13 protein-coding genes are annotated in these 17643 nt (G+C 57.0%); 6 read left to right on the top strand and 7 right to left on the bottom strand.

The features are described from left to right. Positions 1 to 41 precede the first annotated feature (41 nt). The 3 genes from fabG (at position 42) to fabF (ending at position 2659) form a co-directional block, all read left to right on the top strand. Entirely contained in the window at positions 42 to 815 is a 774-nt protein-coding gene (gene fabG / locus THTE_RS10105; RefSeq protein WP_095415326.1) for a 3-oxoacyl-[acyl-carrier-protein] reductase, read from the top strand. Between the two features lie 327 nt (positions 816 to 1142). Beyond that, positions 1143 to 1415: an acyl carrier protein gene (acpP, locus tag THTE_RS10110; RefSeq protein ID WP_095416849.1), complete on the top strand. Its 273-nt coding sequence runs from the start codon at positions 1143 to 1145 to the stop codon at positions 1413 to 1415. Further along, the gene (fabF, locus tag THTE_RS10115) at positions 1412 to 2659 is read left to right on the top strand and encodes a beta-ketoacyl-ACP synthase II (protein ID WP_095415327.1); all 1248 of its coding nucleotides are present in this window, start codon (positions 1412 to 1414) and stop codon (positions 2657 to 2659) included. Before acpP ends, fabF begins: the two co-directional genes overlap by 4 nt. Before the next feature lie 247 nt (positions 2660 to 2906). On the opposite strand, the gene THTE_RS10120 is transcribed toward fabF, so the two are convergent. After that, positions 2907 to 3164 carry a hypothetical protein gene (locus tag THTE_RS10120; RefSeq protein WP_095415328.1) on the bottom strand — a complete coding sequence of 86 codons (258 nt, stop codon included), beginning with the start codon at positions 3162 to 3164 and terminating at the stop codon, positions 2907 to 2909. A gap of 329 nt (positions 3165 to 3493) precedes the next feature. Continuing rightward, on the bottom strand, positions 3494 to 5497 hold the full coding sequence (locus THTE_RS10125; RefSeq protein ID WP_095415329.1) for an FHA domain-containing protein: 2004 nt from the start codon (positions 5495 to 5497) through the stop codon (positions 3494 to 3496). 867 nt (positions 5498 to 6364) lie between these two features. On the opposite strand from THTE_RS10125, the gene THTE_RS10130 reads away from it, so the two are divergent. Together THTE_RS10130 and THTE_RS10135 are read left to right on the top strand one after the other, a co-directional pair. Continuing rightward, the gene (locus tag THTE_RS10130; RefSeq protein ID WP_095416850.1) at positions 6365 to 6817 is read left to right on the top strand and encodes a TraR/DksA family transcriptional regulator; all 453 of its coding nucleotides are present in this window, start codon (positions 6365 to 6367) and stop codon (positions 6815 to 6817) included. A gap of 357 nt (positions 6818 to 7174) precedes the next feature. Next, positions 7175 to 8233, top strand: a complete 1059-nt coding sequence (locus tag THTE_RS10135; protein WP_095415330.1) for a mannonate dehydratase — start codon at positions 7175 to 7177, stop codon at positions 8231 to 8233. Between the two features lie 132 nt (positions 8234 to 8365). On the opposite strand, the gene THTE_RS10140 is transcribed toward THTE_RS10135, so the two are convergent. Next, positions 8366 to 9841: a hypothetical protein gene (locus THTE_RS10140; RefSeq protein ID WP_095415331.1), complete on the bottom strand. Its 1476-nt coding sequence runs from the start codon at positions 9839 to 9841 to the stop codon at positions 8366 to 8368. Positions 9842 to 10276: 435 nt separating this feature from the next. Between THTE_RS10140 and THTE_RS10150 the strand changes: the two genes are divergently transcribed. Beyond that, positions 10277 to 11395: a hypothetical protein gene (locus THTE_RS10150; protein WP_095415333.1), complete on the top strand. Its 1119-nt coding sequence runs from the start codon at positions 10277 to 10279 to the stop codon at positions 11393 to 11395. 70 nt (positions 11396 to 11465) lie between these two features. Here THTE_RS10150 and THTE_RS10155 read toward each other — a convergent pair whose 3' ends face one another. The 4 genes from THTE_RS10155 to THTE_RS10170 form a co-directional block, all read right to left on the bottom strand. Continuing rightward, on the bottom strand, positions 11466 to 14846 hold the full coding sequence (locus THTE_RS10155; protein ID WP_095415334.1) for a glycoside hydrolase family 38 N-terminal domain-containing protein: 3381 nt from the start codon (positions 14844 to 14846) through the stop codon (positions 11466 to 11468). 537 nt (positions 14847 to 15383) lie between these two features. After that, positions 15384 to 16586 (bottom strand): 8-amino-7-oxononanoate synthase, encoded by a 1203-nt coding sequence (gene bioF, locus THTE_RS10160; RefSeq protein WP_095415335.1) that lies wholly within the window; start codon positions 16584 to 16586, stop codon positions 15384 to 15386. A 70-nt stretch (positions 16587 to 16656) separates the two neighbouring features. Then, entirely contained in the window at positions 16657 to 17001 is a 345-nt protein-coding gene (locus THTE_RS10165) for a histidine triad nucleotide-binding protein (protein WP_095415336.1), read from the bottom strand. A gap of 92 nt (positions 17002 to 17093) precedes the next feature. Then, on the bottom strand, positions 17094 to 17381 hold the full coding sequence (locus tag THTE_RS10170) for a Trm112 family protein (RefSeq protein ID WP_095415337.1): 288 nt from the start codon (positions 17379 to 17381) through the stop codon (positions 17094 to 17096). Between the last annotated feature and the right edge of the window lie 262 nt (positions 17382 to 17643).

Below are 17643 nucleotides of genomic sequence, written 5' to 3' on the forward strand. Positions count from 1 at the left end.
CAGTGCGAGTTTAATCAATCTAACCAGCGCGGGGAAGCGGTATGAGCGACGCTCAGACACGAAGGATCCAGGTGGATTTGTCGGGCAAGGTAGCATGTGTTACAGGTGCGGGTCGGGGCATCGGCAGAGCCATTGCCGTTACTTTGGGGCAGGCGGGTGCGAGCGTTGCTTGCGTGGACGTGAACCTGGAAATGGCGCAGGAAACTGCGGCAACGATTCGCAGTTTTGGAAAGGGCCAGGCGGAGGCCTTCCCGTGCGACGTGACCGATAGTAACCAGGTCAACGCGACGGTTGAATCCATTGTGGAGAAGTTTGGGGGGCTCCACATTCTGGTCAACAATGCGGGAATCACCCGAGATGGTTTGTTGCTCCGCATGAAAGACGAACAATGGGATGCCGTGATCGCGGTGAATCTGCGGGGCACGTTCCTATTCACTCGGGCGGCGGCTCGCTACCTCATTCGCGCAGGTGGGGCACGAGTTATTAATATCGCCAGTATTTCAGGGTTGATGGGCAATCCCGGTCAAGCGAACTACTCAGCTTCCAAAGCGGGGGTCATCGGGTTCACAAGAACGGTGGCTAAAGAGCTGGCCTCCCGACAGGTCACGGTGAACGCCATCGCGCCGGGCTTCATCGCTACCGAGATGGCCCACGCGCTTGGGGAGCAGGCTTTGGAGGAGATCAAGAAACGCACCCCGCTTGGTAGGCTCGGTGATCCCCAAGACGTGGCGGATCTTGCACTATTTTTGGCAAGCGACTCTGCGGCGTTTATCACGGGGACGGTCATTCGGGTGGACGGTGGATTGGCGGAATAGGCTGCGGACGCGAGTTTGGCGGGGATGTGAAACGACATGCTTCTTTGGCTCGGTCGCACTGTGAAGAGCACACCTTTATGGGCAATCTCCGGAGAGACGGGGGCTGGCGGAAGGAGCCAAAGGATGAGGCAGTACCGTCCGATTTCTTTTGAGATGGCGGCGAAGTCGATATGGACATCGCTGATAAAAATCGGTAACGTATTAGGATTGCGTAGTCCAGGTAAAGCTTCAATGTCGGTGGATATTTCCGTGTGGCGGTGTGTGGGACACTGCCGCCGAAGTAACATTTAACGAGACAATATTGGGTAACAAAGGAGGATGACCGCCGTGGCCTCGATTGAAGAACGTGTCATCAATATTGTTGCTGAGAGTTTAGCTACCGACAAAGAGAAGATCACCCGATCATCCCATTTCGTCAACGATCTCGGGGCTGATTCGCTCGACTTGGCAGAGCTTGTGATGGCTTTGGAAGACGAGTTTGATATTTCCATTCCCGAAGAGGTCGCTTCGGAGATTCAGACTGTCGGCCAGGCCATCGATCACATTAAAGCGGCGGTGGAAGGAGAAGGCACCACGGCAACCGCGGATGAGAATGCATGAAAAGACGGGTCGTTATTACGGGAATGGGAGTTGTCACCCCGCTGAGCTGCCAGGTCGACGATCTGTTCGACCGGCTCTGCCGGGGTGAGAGTGGCATTCGGTTGATCCAGGGGTTTGATACTTCCATCTTTCGAGTCAAATTCGGCGGGGAAATACGGGACTGGAACCCCGTCGGATATCTGGACCCCAAAGAGGCGAAAAGGATTGACCGATTTGCCCAGTACGCGCTTGTCGCGGCAATGGATGCCGTTCGTCAGGCTGGGCTCGATTTTTCTCGCGAGGACCCCTACCGATGTGCCGCCATCATCGGCTCGGGAGTTGGGGGGTTGGGAGAAATTGAAATGCAGCACCGTCGGCTCCTGGAAAAGGGGCCGGAACGGGTTTCGGCATTCACGATCCCGAAGATGATGCTGAACGCGGCCAGCGGTTGTGTGTCGATCCAGTTCGGCATTAAAGGGCCCAGCTACGGCGTCGTCACTGCCTGTGCAAGTGCTTCCAGTGCGGTGGTGGAAGCCGCCAAAGAGATCCAGGATGGACGCGTTGACGTCGCGATCACGGGAGGCACGGAGGCAGCCGTCACCCCGCTCGGGATTGCTGGCTTCAGTGCGATGAAGGCCCTTTCTGAACGTAACGATGCCCCCGAAAAAGCCAGTCGGCCGTTCGATCGCGATCGGGATGGGTTTGTGCTGAGCGAAGGCGCGGGCATCGTCATCCTCGAAGATCTGGAGCACGCTCGTAAACGGGGAGCACCGATTCTGGCCGAGCTCCTCGGGTATGGTGTGAGCTCCGATGCGGGCCACATCACCCAGCCGGATGATAACGGTACTGGGGCAGCCAGGGCGATGGCCGATGCCCTCCAAAACGCGGGTCTAAATCCGGAGGATATTGGCTACATCAATGCCCATGGGACAAGCACTCCGCTGGGCGACCGTGCGGAAACCGTGGCGATCAAGGCCGTGTTTGGCGATTACGCCAAACGGGTCAGCGTGTCGAGCACCAAAAGTCAGCTGGGGCATTTACTGGGTGCCAGCGGTGGCGTGGAGCTGGTGATCTCCGTGCTGGCGGTTCGCCGTGGCGTTATCCCACCGACGATCAATTACGAAACCCCGGATCCCGAGTGCGACCTGGACTACACACCCAATGTTGCGCGGGAGCGAAAGATCAGCGCGGCAATGTCCAACAGCTTTGGATTCGGCGGGCACAATGTGTCGCTCATCGTGGGAGCACTCCGAAACGGCGATTAGGCCGGTTCTACAGTCTTCCTTAACCCAGGCCAAGCCAGGGGCAGTCAAACGGTTTTAAGAAGTCAGCGAGGCCGGTGACCATCACCGGCCTCGGTTTCTTATCAGATTCTTATCAGAAGCAATTCACACAGACCCTCTGGCGTTAGGGGCATCGACAAGGTGGGCTGGAGAATTCGAAACGCGATCCCAAACGAACGTGAGCAAAAACATGGGTGGGCTTTCTGGAGGAAATACCCCTAGGTATGGTTCACTTCTGACCGACCGCCGGCGTGTTGATCGAGGCCTGAATCTCTTCCAATCCACGCCCGAGCTTTCTCCGGCTGCCGCCCTGGGGACCGGCGAGCCTTTTCCATTGCCCAGCATCCGGACTTGCCCGGAGAACTTCGCCAATTTTTTGTCGGTAGTCCCCACCGTCTGGTGATGTCCCCAGGCTGTCAACGGCGTCTGCCACCCCCAAAAGGACGGCCTGGCGTACTCCCTCACGAATCCAAGCGAAGAAATTCATGGACTCAACCTCCTTGTTCCTGTGGGTCTATTGCCAATGGCCAATCGAATGTCCCTGTTCGTGTTTTTCACTACGCAGGGTTCGCGCAATGAGGAATGTAGCAATTTCTCGCATCCATCGCCAGCGTGATTTTGGCAGAACTGATGAGGGTGCGTATTCCCCGCGGAGAGGGAAAAAAAGACACTGGATCGGGGCGGTGGCAGCCGAACCACGTAAAGCCCACCGGGACACCCCGTCGAAAAAATGCCCACGTTACCTCGACGCCCTGCCATGTGCCGGCCCCTCGAGGAAATCTCGGGCCACTCCAATACCTCCCTACTGGTTAGGAGCTACCTCTCAGGAAGGAGTGGCTTCTGGGGCGGGACCAATTTTCTCATTTCCCGTCCGATCCGCCGCTCGGCAAGCTGAAGTTGCCCGCGAGGGTTAATGATCAGTTTTCCGGTGAGTACCGCATATTGTATACCGTACACGAGGGCGACCAGGATGGAAACGAAGAATGCGATTCTGCCCAGCGGACTGACTCCCCAAAGCCAATCAAGGGCGAAGATGGCCGCGGCAGCCCCAATCGCTGTTAAAACGACTGCCGCCTTACTGCGCTGGGCCTGGTGGAGCTTTGCCCGGGCGTACCGATCGATCGCCGCTTGAGAGGCCAGATTCGCCAACTCTCTCATTGCGGCGAAATTGAGGTTCTTTTCTGGGGCCACCGCTCGCCTTCTCGCCCCACGGGGCCGACTCAACGGATTCGGTGCAGGAGGCCGCCGGGTCTTCGTGGGTGACATCTCCCGAGCGGTCACCGCTTGCGGGCTCGGTTCTGGCCCTTCCATGTCCGCATTCTCAGACTCACCTCTCCCCGAAGCCAGGCGAAGTCGGGAAAGGAGTTCCCGCATATACTCGCGAACGGCCCGTTCGTGGTCGCCAGATTCGGAGTGGCCATCTGAGCTGGGCGAGGCTTCGCCGTTGCAACCAGCGCCGTCCTCGGACTCTTTGGCAACCGATTGATCGAGCTCCTGGGGTGTATCTGCCTCCTGGCCGCCCGGTGTGCACGGGGAAATCTGTACTCCATCCTCCCCATAGTGGGAGTATCGTCGGACGCCTTCCTCCACTGCGGCTTCATCCGGCGAGTTGATTGCGACACACGATTCTAGGCTTGGCGGTGCTTCGTCTTTTTGATCCTCTCCTGGACCGCACTCGAGGGGTATCTGCATTCGGAATAATTCCAGCGTACCATCCGGCCTGCCAGTACTTTCCGGGTACCCTGGCAAATCCTTTCCACCAATTTTTGCGTCCAAATGTATCGGACCCGGCTGTTCCTCCACGATTGCGGCACGGGCCACCGTTTCCTGGCCAATCTGAGGTTCTTCGATGGCTGCTTGCACCGCGTCACTGGATTCGCCAATGCACGGCGATTCCACAGGCGACATCTCACCCCGTTCCTCCACGCCTTCCTCGGCAATGTTGAGGCTCCGACCTGTCGAAGATCGCGACTCCGTGGACAACCGAATCCATTCCTGCAACCTCTCCACCAAATGAGCCAAGCGGTCCCCGGACAGCCGCACAGAGGAAAGGCTCTCGGCAAACCGGTCAGTCAGCGATTCCAGTCGACCAAGCGATTCCTCGATGGCTGTCAAATTGGCAGTCTGCGTTAAACTAGGATCATCACACGCGACCGAGTTAACGGCGTTCCATTCTGGGAGACAATAATGCCATTCCGCGAACCCGCACGGATTCCAGACCGTTTCGGTGATGAAGCCGGGTACTGAGCTCCCGTTTTGACCAGGATTATTCGTCAATATTGGCCAGCCAACGGTTTGGCTGATTTCGTCGCTCGCAGCCTGGCTGGCGTTTTTTCCCGTGTGCGCATCGGCCACCAGCGCCGCCTGGGATTGGAATTGGGTATCAACACCAAGCGGGCGTGACGTTGGCTCGCCTCGGTGCGAAACTGCCTCACCGAAAGATTGGCCAAGAGTAGCGTTGCAATTTAGGCCATTCTGTCCCCGGGCGAACCGCAATTTGACCGGACCGATCGCGAGAATGTCGCCGGGGTTGAGCACGCCCCTCTCTGCCGCCTGACCGTTATGCTCGAAGTGCCCGTTTAGGGCATGGAAGATGGTCCTTTCCCGCCCGCGAATGATCAGGCAGTGGTAGGGCGCCACCCCTCGGGCGACCAAACGCAGGGTACACCGCTGCGAGGATCCCACAAGAATTCGCGAGGATTGCAATGCGAGACGCCGTCCGTTATGGGTGGAGCCTTCGATTGTGAAAACGGTTTCCGGCGTTGTTTCGACGTCCCCAGGGCTCTGCACTCTCGACGGGATGATCTCTGCAGTGATCATTTTTCGCCTCGTGGAGCATTGTACTACACCACTAAGTGGGGTTTTGTGTACATCTTCGTTGGTATTCACTTTGGTGGCGGGCGGGATATCATTTCATGGCCTGATCCAAAAGGCTCGCCGCCGGATGGGCATGACTAAGGCTTTGAGCGGTTACCGGTGACTTGTCTGGCCGCGCTTTTTCAGCGAACCAAACGGATTCGAGCTGCGTCCAAAATGACCGACTTGACTCGGCCGGTATGCAGCGGGGTTCTAGTGTGATCTAGGCTGTCGAAAGCGGGCTGTCAAATAGTTCGCCGTTGGGGTGGCTAGAACTGGGGAAATATCTTGGATATATTTTTTGGTTTTGTCGATTATCCGATAGCGCTTGGCGGGCAAGCGGGCTGGAGCGTACAAAACGACGGGCGCCAGGGCGACATTGCCGTATTTGGCACGCCATTTGCTATGAGAATTGGCGGTCGTCCAAATCGGCGTGCAATGTCGGCCGACGGCTTAACGAACTGATTTGGCAGGAGAAAGAGCGACTTGGTGCCCAAAGCACCAGCGCTCCAAACCGTTAGGACTTGTGAACGGTTCGGCCCTGTTTTCGTACTATACTTGGTAAGCCCGCCGCAGAAAACGCACTCGGTTGGGCTATCGCATATCCGGCCGTGCAGGCAAAGTATGCACGGGACCAAAAAACAACAACTCCGGGCAACGAAACCAACTCGACCGGAAACATTAAGACAAGGGTATCGAGAAAAGATTGCGGAACTTTAACCAGTTAACGATTGTCAGCATGCGGGAGGGCGGTCGTTGCGAAATTACCAGGGAGAACGGATGGAAACACACCTATCACAGCAAAACGAGGAAGCACGAGGTACAAAAGCTATGAACAGGCGACAAGCGATTCTCAACATGCGACAGATTCTGCTGAAGAGGCGGGATGCCTTGCGTCGGGCCCTTGCCGGGGACCTCAGCTTGTTGCGGGAACTCCGCACTGAGGCGGGTGGGGACATTGCCGACTTCGCTCTCGATTCGGTGCAGGATGAGATTTCCTCACAATTAGCGGAAATTGAAAGCCGCGAGCTTGCCCGAATCGAAAAGGCCCTTCAGCGGATGGACGAGGGGCTGTACGGCATTTGCGAGTACTGCGGATGCTCCATCCCCATGGCACGGCTCAAAGTCCTGCCTTATGCCACATTGTGCGTGAAATGCCAGCGCGAGGCGGAGCTTGAGGGAGAGGTCCAGGAGCGCCGCGAAGTGGACTGGAGCAGGATTCTCGATACAAACGGCTCAGACAACGATATCACAATCAACGATATCGAACTGGATGTGCCGTGATACGGGGATCCTCGCGATGCGGTCTCTCCAAGCGCAACCTCGTCGGAGCGTTGGAGTTTCACCCGGCAGCTTGGAGTCCGCGCGGGTAGGGCAATCCGCACGCGAGGGCTTGACCCAATAGCTTCATCTTCCGTCTCGGAACAAGCGCCAGAATCTGGCGCTTATTTTTTTGCGCCGCATGACCGTCGATGGTACACCAATAGGCGGGACAATAAAATTCCAACATTCTGTTCTCGGGCGTCGGTTTTTCCAGACCGGCTTGGCTCGATGAGCGGCCCTGTTTAGAGAAAAAATCTTTTGAAGGCTATCAAGCCCCCAAGGACTAAACTAGGGAAAACTGAGAAGTAAGGTACGCAAATGAAGCTCGGGTTTGGCTTGTACCGTCACCAACTCACGACGGAAAACTTTCGTTTTGCCCGGCAATGTGGAGCGCAGTGGTTGGTGGTGCATCTCGTGGACTATTTTCGTGGACATAGGGCTACCGACAATCAGCCGGTAGGCGAGGATGCGTGGGGATGGGCAGGCGATCCCGATGACCCCGTCTGGTCGGAAGAGTTCCTGGCTCAGTTGCAGGAACAGGCCGAAAAAGAAGGGCTGAGGATCTGGGCCATCGAAAATTTTGACCCCAGCATGTGGTACGACATTCTGCTGGATGGCCCCCGGAAAGAAGAGCAAATGCAGTTTTTGCAGGAGGTTATTCGGCGGCTCGGCCGGGCTGGGATTGCGGTGATGGGGTACAACTTCTCAATCGCGGGTGTAGTCGGACGCAAGACGGGGCCACTTGCCCGAGGTCAAGCCGAAACCGTGTTTGTGGATGGTCCCGACGAGCGGCCTATTCCCGATGGGATGGTCTGGAACATGTGGTACCGGGAGCGCGGTTCCGGCCACATCCCGTTTTTTCCTCATGATGAATTGTGGCGGCGGCTGAAATGGTTCCTCGACCGCCTTATTCCCGTCGCCGAAGAAGCCGGTGTCAAACTCGCCGCCCATCCTGACGACCCTCCGTTTCCTGTTCTCCGTCAAACGCCGCGACTGATTTATGAACCCTGGATGTTCCAGAAGCTCATAGACCTCCATCCGAGTTCCGCCAACGCTCTCGAATTCTGCGTCGGAACAACGGCCGAAATGCAGGGAGACGGCGATCTGTATGATGTTCTCGACTCATGCAGCCGGCAAGGCAGGATTGCGTACATCCATCTTCGCAATGTGAAGGGCAAGATTCCCAGTTATCAGGAGACGTTCCTGGACGAGGGGGACGTCGAGGTTCGCAAGGTCCTCCAGATTCTCCAGAAGAATAATTTTGACGGTGTCATCATTCCTGACCATACGCCTCTTCTTTCCTGCGCCGCGCCCTGGCATGCGGGGATGGCCTATGCAATGGGATACATCCGGGCGATGCTTCAATCTTTGGAATGATTCGGTTCGCCTCGACCGATCACCGCCCGACCAGGTGCCGAGCCCGAGACAAAGGTCGGTTTTCTGCAACCGCCGTATGCCCAAAGAATGTCACCATCTGGGCTGGACAGTGTCGAGTCCAGCTTCCAAAGATCAGAGGAGATAACAACGCTTAAGCTCAGTGAGGACTTCCGCGACCGGTTTGAAACGCCGGGTCACGTCCAGCAATCCCGAATGGGGAAACTCATGCGGTTGAAAATCTGCCCAGTTTGACCACAAAAACCCCCTGACGAACGGTTTGGCCAAAGCCATCAGGAAATAGCTCCTTGCCCATCGTGCGTGCTCCTCCGGCGTCCACTCGCAGTGGACAGGACGGGTTCTGCCAGTGGCCAGCGGATCAGGACTGGTCTGACTTGGAGCAGAAAAACGGACATAGATGGGCAATCCCATTTGCCCCCAGTACTCGAGCTGGCGGTGCCATTCGAAAACATCCCGCAGGTACGAACCACCAGGAACGTAGCCCAGATCAACTTCCAGGACTAAAGCATCCAGACCGACTCTGGCCCGGATGAGGGCATCTACAACAAACGGCGCCGGATACTGACATTCTCGCATCCGCAAATCCTCGAGCCACGGCTGCCGAACGCTCAAAGCGATCACGGCCCCGGGGTCCAGGTCCCGCGCCATCTGAATGGCACCGGCCACGAAGGCTGCCAATTTGTCTTCTGGCAGAGGAAAAGGCGTTGCCACATTCAGCGGTCCGGCCACTTCCCAAAAATCCACCCGACCGCGGTAACGCCTCACGGTTGCCTCAACAAACGAAAACGCACTTTGCTGAATGAGGGACCAGGGCTGCTCGAGGTCGATCCAGGTAGGCACTCCCTGGGGACGGAGATCGAGTAGTGGGCCCAAACCGCGATACATTCCCGTTTCTCGACACCAGAGTAACCACCGATCCGGCCAATCAAAAGAAAACTGCCGCGGACCGGTCGCACCGGCCTTCCATGGGAACGCTGCGACCGCCGCGTTCGCGAACTCCATTAGCCGCTGCGTTGCCGATGAGTCGGGAAGAACATCGCTCACTGTGATCCCAAGCCAAAACGGAATCTTGCCCCGAGAAAGCACCCTCCGAACAGAAATGGCTTGGGCGATGTAACGCTGACAGAGCTCTGACGAGGCTTCCAGAGCCAAGTGAAGTCCATCCCAGGCCAGCTTTGACGCCGAGTGTTCCCTGGACCGCTTCGTGATCGCCTGAGCGAGCAGCGCTGTGGCCTGATTGACTTGCTCCACGACTGGGCTCGGCACATCAAGTCCCAGGAGTTGCCATTCTTCCATCTGATTGCGGAGATGGCCTACCCGCCCCCTCGTCAGCTCGACTGCCAAATCGTACGGAGAATATCGTTCCGCCAGAGTTCCCGTGGGCAGTGCCAGCCGTGCGTGTTCGGACACCTTAACCGGGATTATAAGGGTCCCCGACTGTTCCCCATCACGCCATATCCTGAGGATACCACCGTCAAATTCCCCCCGAGTAAGCCAGGGCACACGGTCCAAGCCCGCGAAATAGGCACACTGCACGATTTCCGGTGACAAACCCAGCACGTCATCAGCATGAAACTCTAGCATTCCCATAAAACATGTGAGGATTCATCAGCACCGCGCACCCTGACCCGTCCAAATCCTGAACCTTTTCTGTAAGTGTACCACTTTTTGCAGTGCACACGTGCCGGTATTTTGCTCTCCTCGCGCTCCAAGACGTGCGATTTTGCAGCTCTTCTGGCGGGCCCCCACGGGGCTTCGTTTTTCACAATCGCCTCAAAAGCGAGCCACTCCGTGTGGCGAGAGGCGTCGAACCATCTGCCAAGCCAACGCAGGTATGAAACGCCAATCGGCGGCCATTCTTCAGTGTGCAAACCAGCACGAAGCAGGCCGCGTGTGTTCGGGAAGATATCCGCCGACAGTTGAAACCCTAGCGGCATCCGGGTTGTCCGTGGGTTTTCTGGATCTCACAATTCATACAGACTCCATTCTCCGCGAAGCCCTCACTCACCGTGATCTGGAAGAGCCGTGAAACCCAAACCGCTCACCATTTATTGTCCCAGCGGTCATCGATTCCTCGCGCCCTCGGCGTTTGCTGGAAATGAGGTGAAATGCCCGTACTGCGGGCTTCCAACCATCGTTCCACAACCCGGCGACGCCGCACCGGACGAATCGACTTCGATGTCCCACATCCCACCGAAAACGCTTGCCTCGCCGAGAAGGCCCAGTTCTCAACCGCCGCCTGGACCAACTTCGAAGGCCCGGCCACACGCTCAGGAACTAACCCCGCCGGACAAAACGGGAGCGCGGGAACCTGATCCTCCCGAACTCATTGCAAGGCGCAGCGGGGGGTCGCGGGCCGACTCTGCGCTCCCCGAGCGCCATTCGATACCCGAGAAAAGCCCAGCCGACTCGACCGAGCAACCGCCTGCCTCCCAGGCCAATGCTTTGCCCCCTCTTGTCGAGACGTCCGCAGCGGCAGGTCGTAGCGATGGGGCAAAGAGGGATTCTCGCCAGGCTAAACGGGAAACAACCCAGGAGAGAACAGCTTCATCTTGGCCCCTGCCACACGCCACGCCGGAACTCCTGGCCTGGTGGCAACGGATTGCCCACGTGCAGCGGGAAGGTCTGGTCTTGGCCGTGGGTTGTGTCCTGGCGTCTTCAATTCTGACCACAATGGGCGGCATTATCGCCCTCGCAGCAGGATTTCCCTTTTGGGGCTGGTCCCTTCTCGCCCTGACTGTTCTCTGCATGGGGACGGTGTACGTGCTCGTCGCGCTGCCCGATTGGACCACCACGAGGAATACCGGTCTGTTCTTTGGGGTACTCGCATTTCTTTGCGCGCTGGGTACGGGGCTTGTCGCGTTCGCACCTCCGGAGCACCTTCAGTCGTGGCAACTTGCCCCTGTTCACAACCAGGCCCTTCGCTGGATCGCGTCTCTCACGCTGGTGTATATGGCTATTACATTCGTCCTTCTTCGCGTTGCCGAGAATCAGCGCCGTAAAGCCACCGCGTTTCTTCACGTCACCCGACGAGGCTTCGAACGCCGCAAAAGAATCGCCCAGATCGACCCAAGGGCGCATCGAAGCGGAAACGCTGAACCCGCGTCATCGACTTCGCTGCCCCAACCGGATCCACAGAGGTGAGACGCCGGGGCTGCATGAATCTCAGGTCACCCCGCCCCGGGAATCACATTTTGTCCCGTGTGGTCCTTCCTTACTCCAATCGAAGGGACACCAATCCGAAGCCGGGTACCGTCACCGGTCCCCTGAGGGGAGCGCCAGGTCGTTCCGACAAATCTGTCAACCACACCCTGCTCAGTTTCTTTTCGTCCAATTTGACTGCTGCCTCCGCGGGAGCCTGTTGCGGGTTGAAAAGCCGCAGAATTATTCCCCGTCCATCGCGACTCGGTTTGCACTCCACAGGAAGCACTGACTCCGAGTCAACCGTGACCGGCGATGGTAATTCCGCAGGCGTTCTGCTGTCCACCAGGAGAGCGATCAATGGCCGTGTTGTTTCGATCCCGAATCGGGTGGCCATCACGGGATCGTATCCTCCCCGATGTGGCAAAATGAAGTATGTGAACAGCGTGGGTCCTTCCTGGTCCGCTTTATAGTTGGTTTCCCAGTAGTTATTCATCACGTACGAAAGAATCGTCTGCGTGGGCTCGATCTTCGTCAGCCAACCCTCAGGACTGAAAGGCTGTGGTACATCTGTTCGAATCGTTCCGAGCTCCACCAGCGGCGCATCCCATGCGCCCCATAACACGCCGAATTGATCATTGCTCACGTCGATCCACCGCTGCACGGTAAAGTAGTTCTTGCATGCACCGGGAAGCTGATCGGCTTCGGGCCGGATGATTGCCCACGCGAGTTCCATTCTTATCTGTCCATCCGGGACATCGAACGGAAAGGCTATGTGAACGCCTTCCGCCGAGCGAACCTTTTCCTTGTCCAAAATCATGTCAACTTTGATCTGAGCCTTGACGTCGCTTAACTCGTAGATCCATTTCACAGTTCGACATCCCGGAGCCCGACTTTCCACGGCCCAGCGTCGCACGAGCGGCCCCTGTTCAAGCCTTGTCACCGTGCAGGCTCCGGTGATTCGCTGGACCTTGTCCGGATCCCGGCCAGGTACGTAAAGGTATTCGGCAAGGCCCCAGCCTTTGGTTTTATCGACGAGATCGTGGTTCAACTGCTTGTCGACCAATCGCCGCAGCGCGCCGGTTTGCGGCTCGACTTCAAGGGTGTAGCGTGGCGTTTCTATCGCTGTACCACTCTCCGGCACTCCATTCTCGGAATCGCGCGGTACATTCCCCTGCCCGCCAAAAACAAGCCTGAAGCGTCGTCCCCCAAAGGCTGGCACATCCTGTGCCCAGAATATAACACGACCGTCACTTAACCTTTGCCACGGCACCGCTGCACCCTGACCGTCCTGGATCGACATGAGCGACCCCACCTGGGCGTCCAGCGTGACCAGGTCGCTCCGCACCCAACCCGTGGGGTTGAGTACCATGACAAACCGATCGGCAGCCTCGTTTCCTTGTTCCGAGACCAATCCCTCCAGCGACCGGGCAAGCAGTTCCCGGGATTGCCGATCTGCCTCGAGAGCAAAGCTCTGCTTGATTTGCCACTGACTCTTTGCAAATTCACTGTCTGGCTCGGTTATGCTGTTATGAGCTCCCCAGGTATGTTCATCGTAGAGGACCACGTTGCGCCAAGCCTGGTAAAAAAGCTCGTCGGGATAGTCGCCAGGACGAAGCATGGCCCACAGCGTCTCGGCCGAGGACAGCCGGTCGGCAGCTCGTCGGACCAATCCCGTCTCTCTCGCTGAGGACGCCGCACCATCTTCCCAGTAGGGGGTAAAGTCACCAGCAACTTCCGGTAACTTATCGCCGTAACGCCTTTCAAACTCCCTCATCATCTCGGAGCATGTTGCGATGACCAATCGCGGATACGCATATTTTTCATTCCATTCTTTGACGAAATCGCTGATGCCCACGTCGGGTGCCGCATTGTCGCCCAAGCAATGGCGAAGTTGTACCATCTCGAAGGGATACTGACTCTCCTGCAACTCCCGCAAATATGCAAACAATTCGGCTTTTCCTCGAAAGCCGCGCCAGTATCCGCGGCGGGGAATCCAGCACAGCACGCGTTCCTGACCACTGGGTGATTTCCACCAGAACGCCTCGTCGCCCCAAACTCGCAGAGTATGGCCAATCCGATGTCCCCCGTTAGGCCCGATGGAAAAGTATCGCACACCTGCCTGCGCAAGCGCCGTTACAATGCCCCAGGTGTATCCCGGGACATCGCTGATCATGGCTGAGTCAATCGGCACGCCCATTTGTTCCTTCAGCCGCTGCGAGTAATCGAGGAGACGAAGCAGCTCCTCAGGACGGCACAGCGCTGTTAGTTCATTGCCGTACAGGGCCTGAAGCCCGATGACTCCTTTTCGCACCCCTTCTACGAACGCCGCTCTTTTCTCCGGCGAGGATTTTCGCAGATAACTATCCACAGCCCAGAGGACTTCCACGTTCCACTTGAATTGCGCCTCGGGAGGATAATCAGCGGTTTTCGCAGCCGTTTCCAAGGCCTGTTCGTAAAAGTGCCAGTGATTCTCCTCGATCTTCGTCTGAATATCCGTATATCCAATATCCACGTGAGAATGTGGCAAAAGATAGACGACCCACTCCCGGACAGGGTCCAGCGTAAGCTTGGTTTCAAGAATCACCTTATCGGATGTACGAACGACGAGATTCACGTCCTTTCGTTCGGTCACCCGTGGTACGGGGACGATAACCTCTTGCGTTCCATCATTAACGCTTCCCGACCAGCATGGTGTTCCCCCGCAAATAACCTCGACCGATTCAGGCCCACCCGCCCGAATGACCACCATCTCTATCACCTGCCGGAGTTCACCGTGGGCTTTCACCAAGGCGGGCACAGCTTGAACGGACCTGACCGCCGTGACGTCGCCAAGGGGTGCCATCCGAACGCCCGCCGGCGCCAAAAACATCACGGCGTCATAAAGCATCCAACTCCCGTCCTGAGTACTTATCGAGATTACGTTGGTACCAGTCCGAAGCGCACCGGCAGGAATAGTAGCCCGCACTTCACAAGGTTTCGCCTCTTTCAGATCGCCCATAATCGTTGCGTCGGGCCCGCCTGGCGGAAGTGTTTCCTGCAAAACAATTTTGCCATTCGCGCTGATGGCAACCCTGGGAGGCGAACGGTAGTGAGTATTTGCCAGATAAAGGACGAGTTCGCAGTCTCCAGAGGGTGGGCTTTCCAGGCCGAAAAGAACCGTCGCCGTGTGAGGTCGCCCACCTGCCCACACGTCGGCCGGGCCTGGCTGGACGTACGGCCAGTCTCGGGCTGGATCCGACACACCAACCAGAAAAATGGGATCTTCCCGGTACTGACTGAAAGCGTTCGGGGCCAGGGCAAACCCCTCGGTCTTTCCATCCTTCTGACCGATCTGCCAGAGGACTGTACGGGTGTCGCTGCTTTCCCCACCGAAGCACCGCGAGCACAACCTCGGCCCCGGGTTCAGTAAAGCACAACTCACAAGCGCGAAGATAACAGAACGAAGTCGCATCGGTCACCTCCCAGCAGCATCGTTTATTTCGAAAAAGCTGTCCTTATCTTTTGCGGGCCAAACTCAGGACCACGGATCGGCGGCGCGCCATCAATTCCACCCGGTAAATGCCTCCTTCGCGGTGATTAACGCGCCAGATGGCAGGTGCTTGTGGCAATGCTCTTGCTCAAAAACAACTGCCCAACGCTAGCCGATGTGAATCTCCCACAAACGCCACCCATGTACCGGTGGCAAACGCTTCTCCGGCAAGCAAGCTACATCAGCTTCCAACCCCCGTCAAGTATTACCGAGTCTGATTCCTCCTCGCTTTTTGTAACGGATTGGTAAAAGGCTAAAGACGGAGCGTGAGGTAGGAGCAATTCGTGAATTGCCCCTACGTCTGAGCTAGATCCTAACTGAGCAAACGGGACTGGTTGCTGATAGAATCATCCAAATCTCGAAATGTGGGCGCGAAGAGCGGCTCTGAATCTCACTCCCGTGCAAGATCACGTGATGGTCAGCGTCCTATTCATGCGACAGAGGAAAAGTAAGGATGAATCAGTTACCGAGGCCCAGCTTTCGTTTTGCCTCGCCGAGCGTCTCCACAAGCCGTTCCAGGTCGCTGTGTTGATGGTGGAAAGTCACACTCACCCGAAGGCACGCCTCATCGTCAGGTACCGCCGGAGGCCGGATCGCAGGGACAAAAAACCCGCGAGTTTCCAGAAATCGAGCGAGCGACAAAGCTACGTTCGGCTGCCGCACAACAATCGGAATAATCTGACTGGCCGAAAGCCCGATATTCCACCCCTCGCGTTTAAGCGCTTCTCGCAAAAACTCAGCTTTCTGGACGACCAGCGCACGTCGATGCGGCTCCTGTTCAACGACTTTCAGAGCCGCCATTGCAGCATAACACGCAGCACCCGGCAGGGCTGTGGAAAACATGTAGGGCCGGGCCTTTTGCACCAACCACTCAACCAGTGCTGTGCTTCCCACGACAAATCCGCCGACGGAACCGAGGCCCTTGCTGAGCGTCCCCACGCGTACGGGTACCCGTTCCTCAACACCATAAAACTCCACCACGCCACGACCTCTATTGCCAAAAACGCCGGTCGCGTGTGCCTCATCGACCATGAGGATAGCACGATGCCGTTCACATACGTCCACGAGCTGAGGAATGGGAGCCAGATCCCCATCCATGCTGAAAAGCGTATCCGTAACGACAAGCCGTCGCCGATGCCTGTGCGGTTTGGCCAGCAGGTGATCCAGAGTATCCACGTCCGCATGTGGAAACACCCGCAAATCCGCCCGGCTCAGCTTGCAGCCGTCAATGATGCTGGCGTGGTTCTTTCGATCGCAATAAACGGCGTCCCCAGGCCCGACAAGGGCGGCAATCGTCCCCGCATTCGCCGCAAATCCGGTAGGAAATACGAGTGTCGCCTCACAGCCCTCAAACTTTGCCAGGGCCTCCTCCAAAGCAGCGTGGGCTGAGGACCTGCCGCAGACAAGCGCACTTGCCCCGCTTCCCCATCCTTCCTTCTCCAAACCCTCTTTTACCGCTGCAACCAGTCTCGGATCACTCGCCAGTCCCAGGTAGTCATTAGAGCCAAAGTTTACGAGCTCGCGTCCGTCCAGCCAAATAATGCGCCCCTGAGCACTCTGGCGGCATCGCCGTATCCGCCGAAGAGACTGGCAATCCAATTCCTCCAAAGCGTCGGCGAGCCATCCGAGTACATCCACGTTGTGCTGCGCTCGGCCTTCCATGCGTGGTAGTAATGTGAGGAAGGAGAGAATCGCCCTATCGATCCCGAGGCCACTCGTCGGACTTCGGACTTCAACCAGGAGGCCATCCAAACTGCCGCCCGGCCAGCATATGAAAGTGCAGATGCATCACTTCCTGACCGGCATCCCTCCCATTATTGAGCACCACCCGGTACCCCTGACTTAAGCCTAATTGAGTGGCAATCGTTTGCATAGCCAGGAAGCATCGGCCAATCAGCTCGGCATCCTCCTCCTGAAGCGCCTCGATGTTGGGAATCTCTTTTTTTGGGATGACGATAATGTGGACGGGAGCCTGTGGGTTGATGTCCTTAAAAGCAATACAATCGGCGTCCTCGTACACAATGTCGGCCGGAATTTCTCTGTCGATGATTTTTTTGAAAACTGTTTTCGGAGACATCGTGACACCCCCATTGCCCAAATCCTGCTGCGTCTACATACCAGTTCAGTTGTCTACCATCACTTCTGAGAATTGCTGCACAGTTTTCTCAGCTAGCTTGAACGATCCGATTTGGAAAGCTGATTGACGAACCGACCGATGTAAATGCCTTCGTCAATCAGCAGCGTCGGAATGTCATCCCAGACGGGATAGGCAATCTCGTTGTCCTCGCGGATCAACAACGTTTCCACAGGTCGCTCGACTTTTCGTGAGGCCCGATTGACGAGCTCCCCACGCTCGATGGCGGCATTCACCGCATCGACCAAAACTTGCGAGGCCACCCGAAGGCTTTGCTTCGTTTCGGGACAGGCCAAAAGGTTAAGCAATGTCGCGTCCAGCATCGAAGTCTCCACTCACGGTCTCTCCCCGAGTTACCGGTTTACCGTTAGCAACATCACACATTGTACAGAGTTCTTCACCATTCAGGAAATTGACCACCCAGGCATACCACACTTGATCCTAATGAACATTAGGCTGTGAAATCGCACACAGTACCCACGGCACTCCCGATTTCACCAGCCTAACAATTCCTTTTTGTGCCGTGGAATCGGCGGTCTTTTCAGCTTGCAGCTTGTATTAAATGTTGCGCTCATGCCAATCGTG

This window comes from Thermogutta terrifontis, assembly GCF_002277955.1.
In the GTDB taxonomy this organism is placed as follows: Bacteria; Planctomycetota; Planctomycetia; order Pirellulales; family Thermoguttaceae; genus Thermogutta; species Thermogutta terrifontis.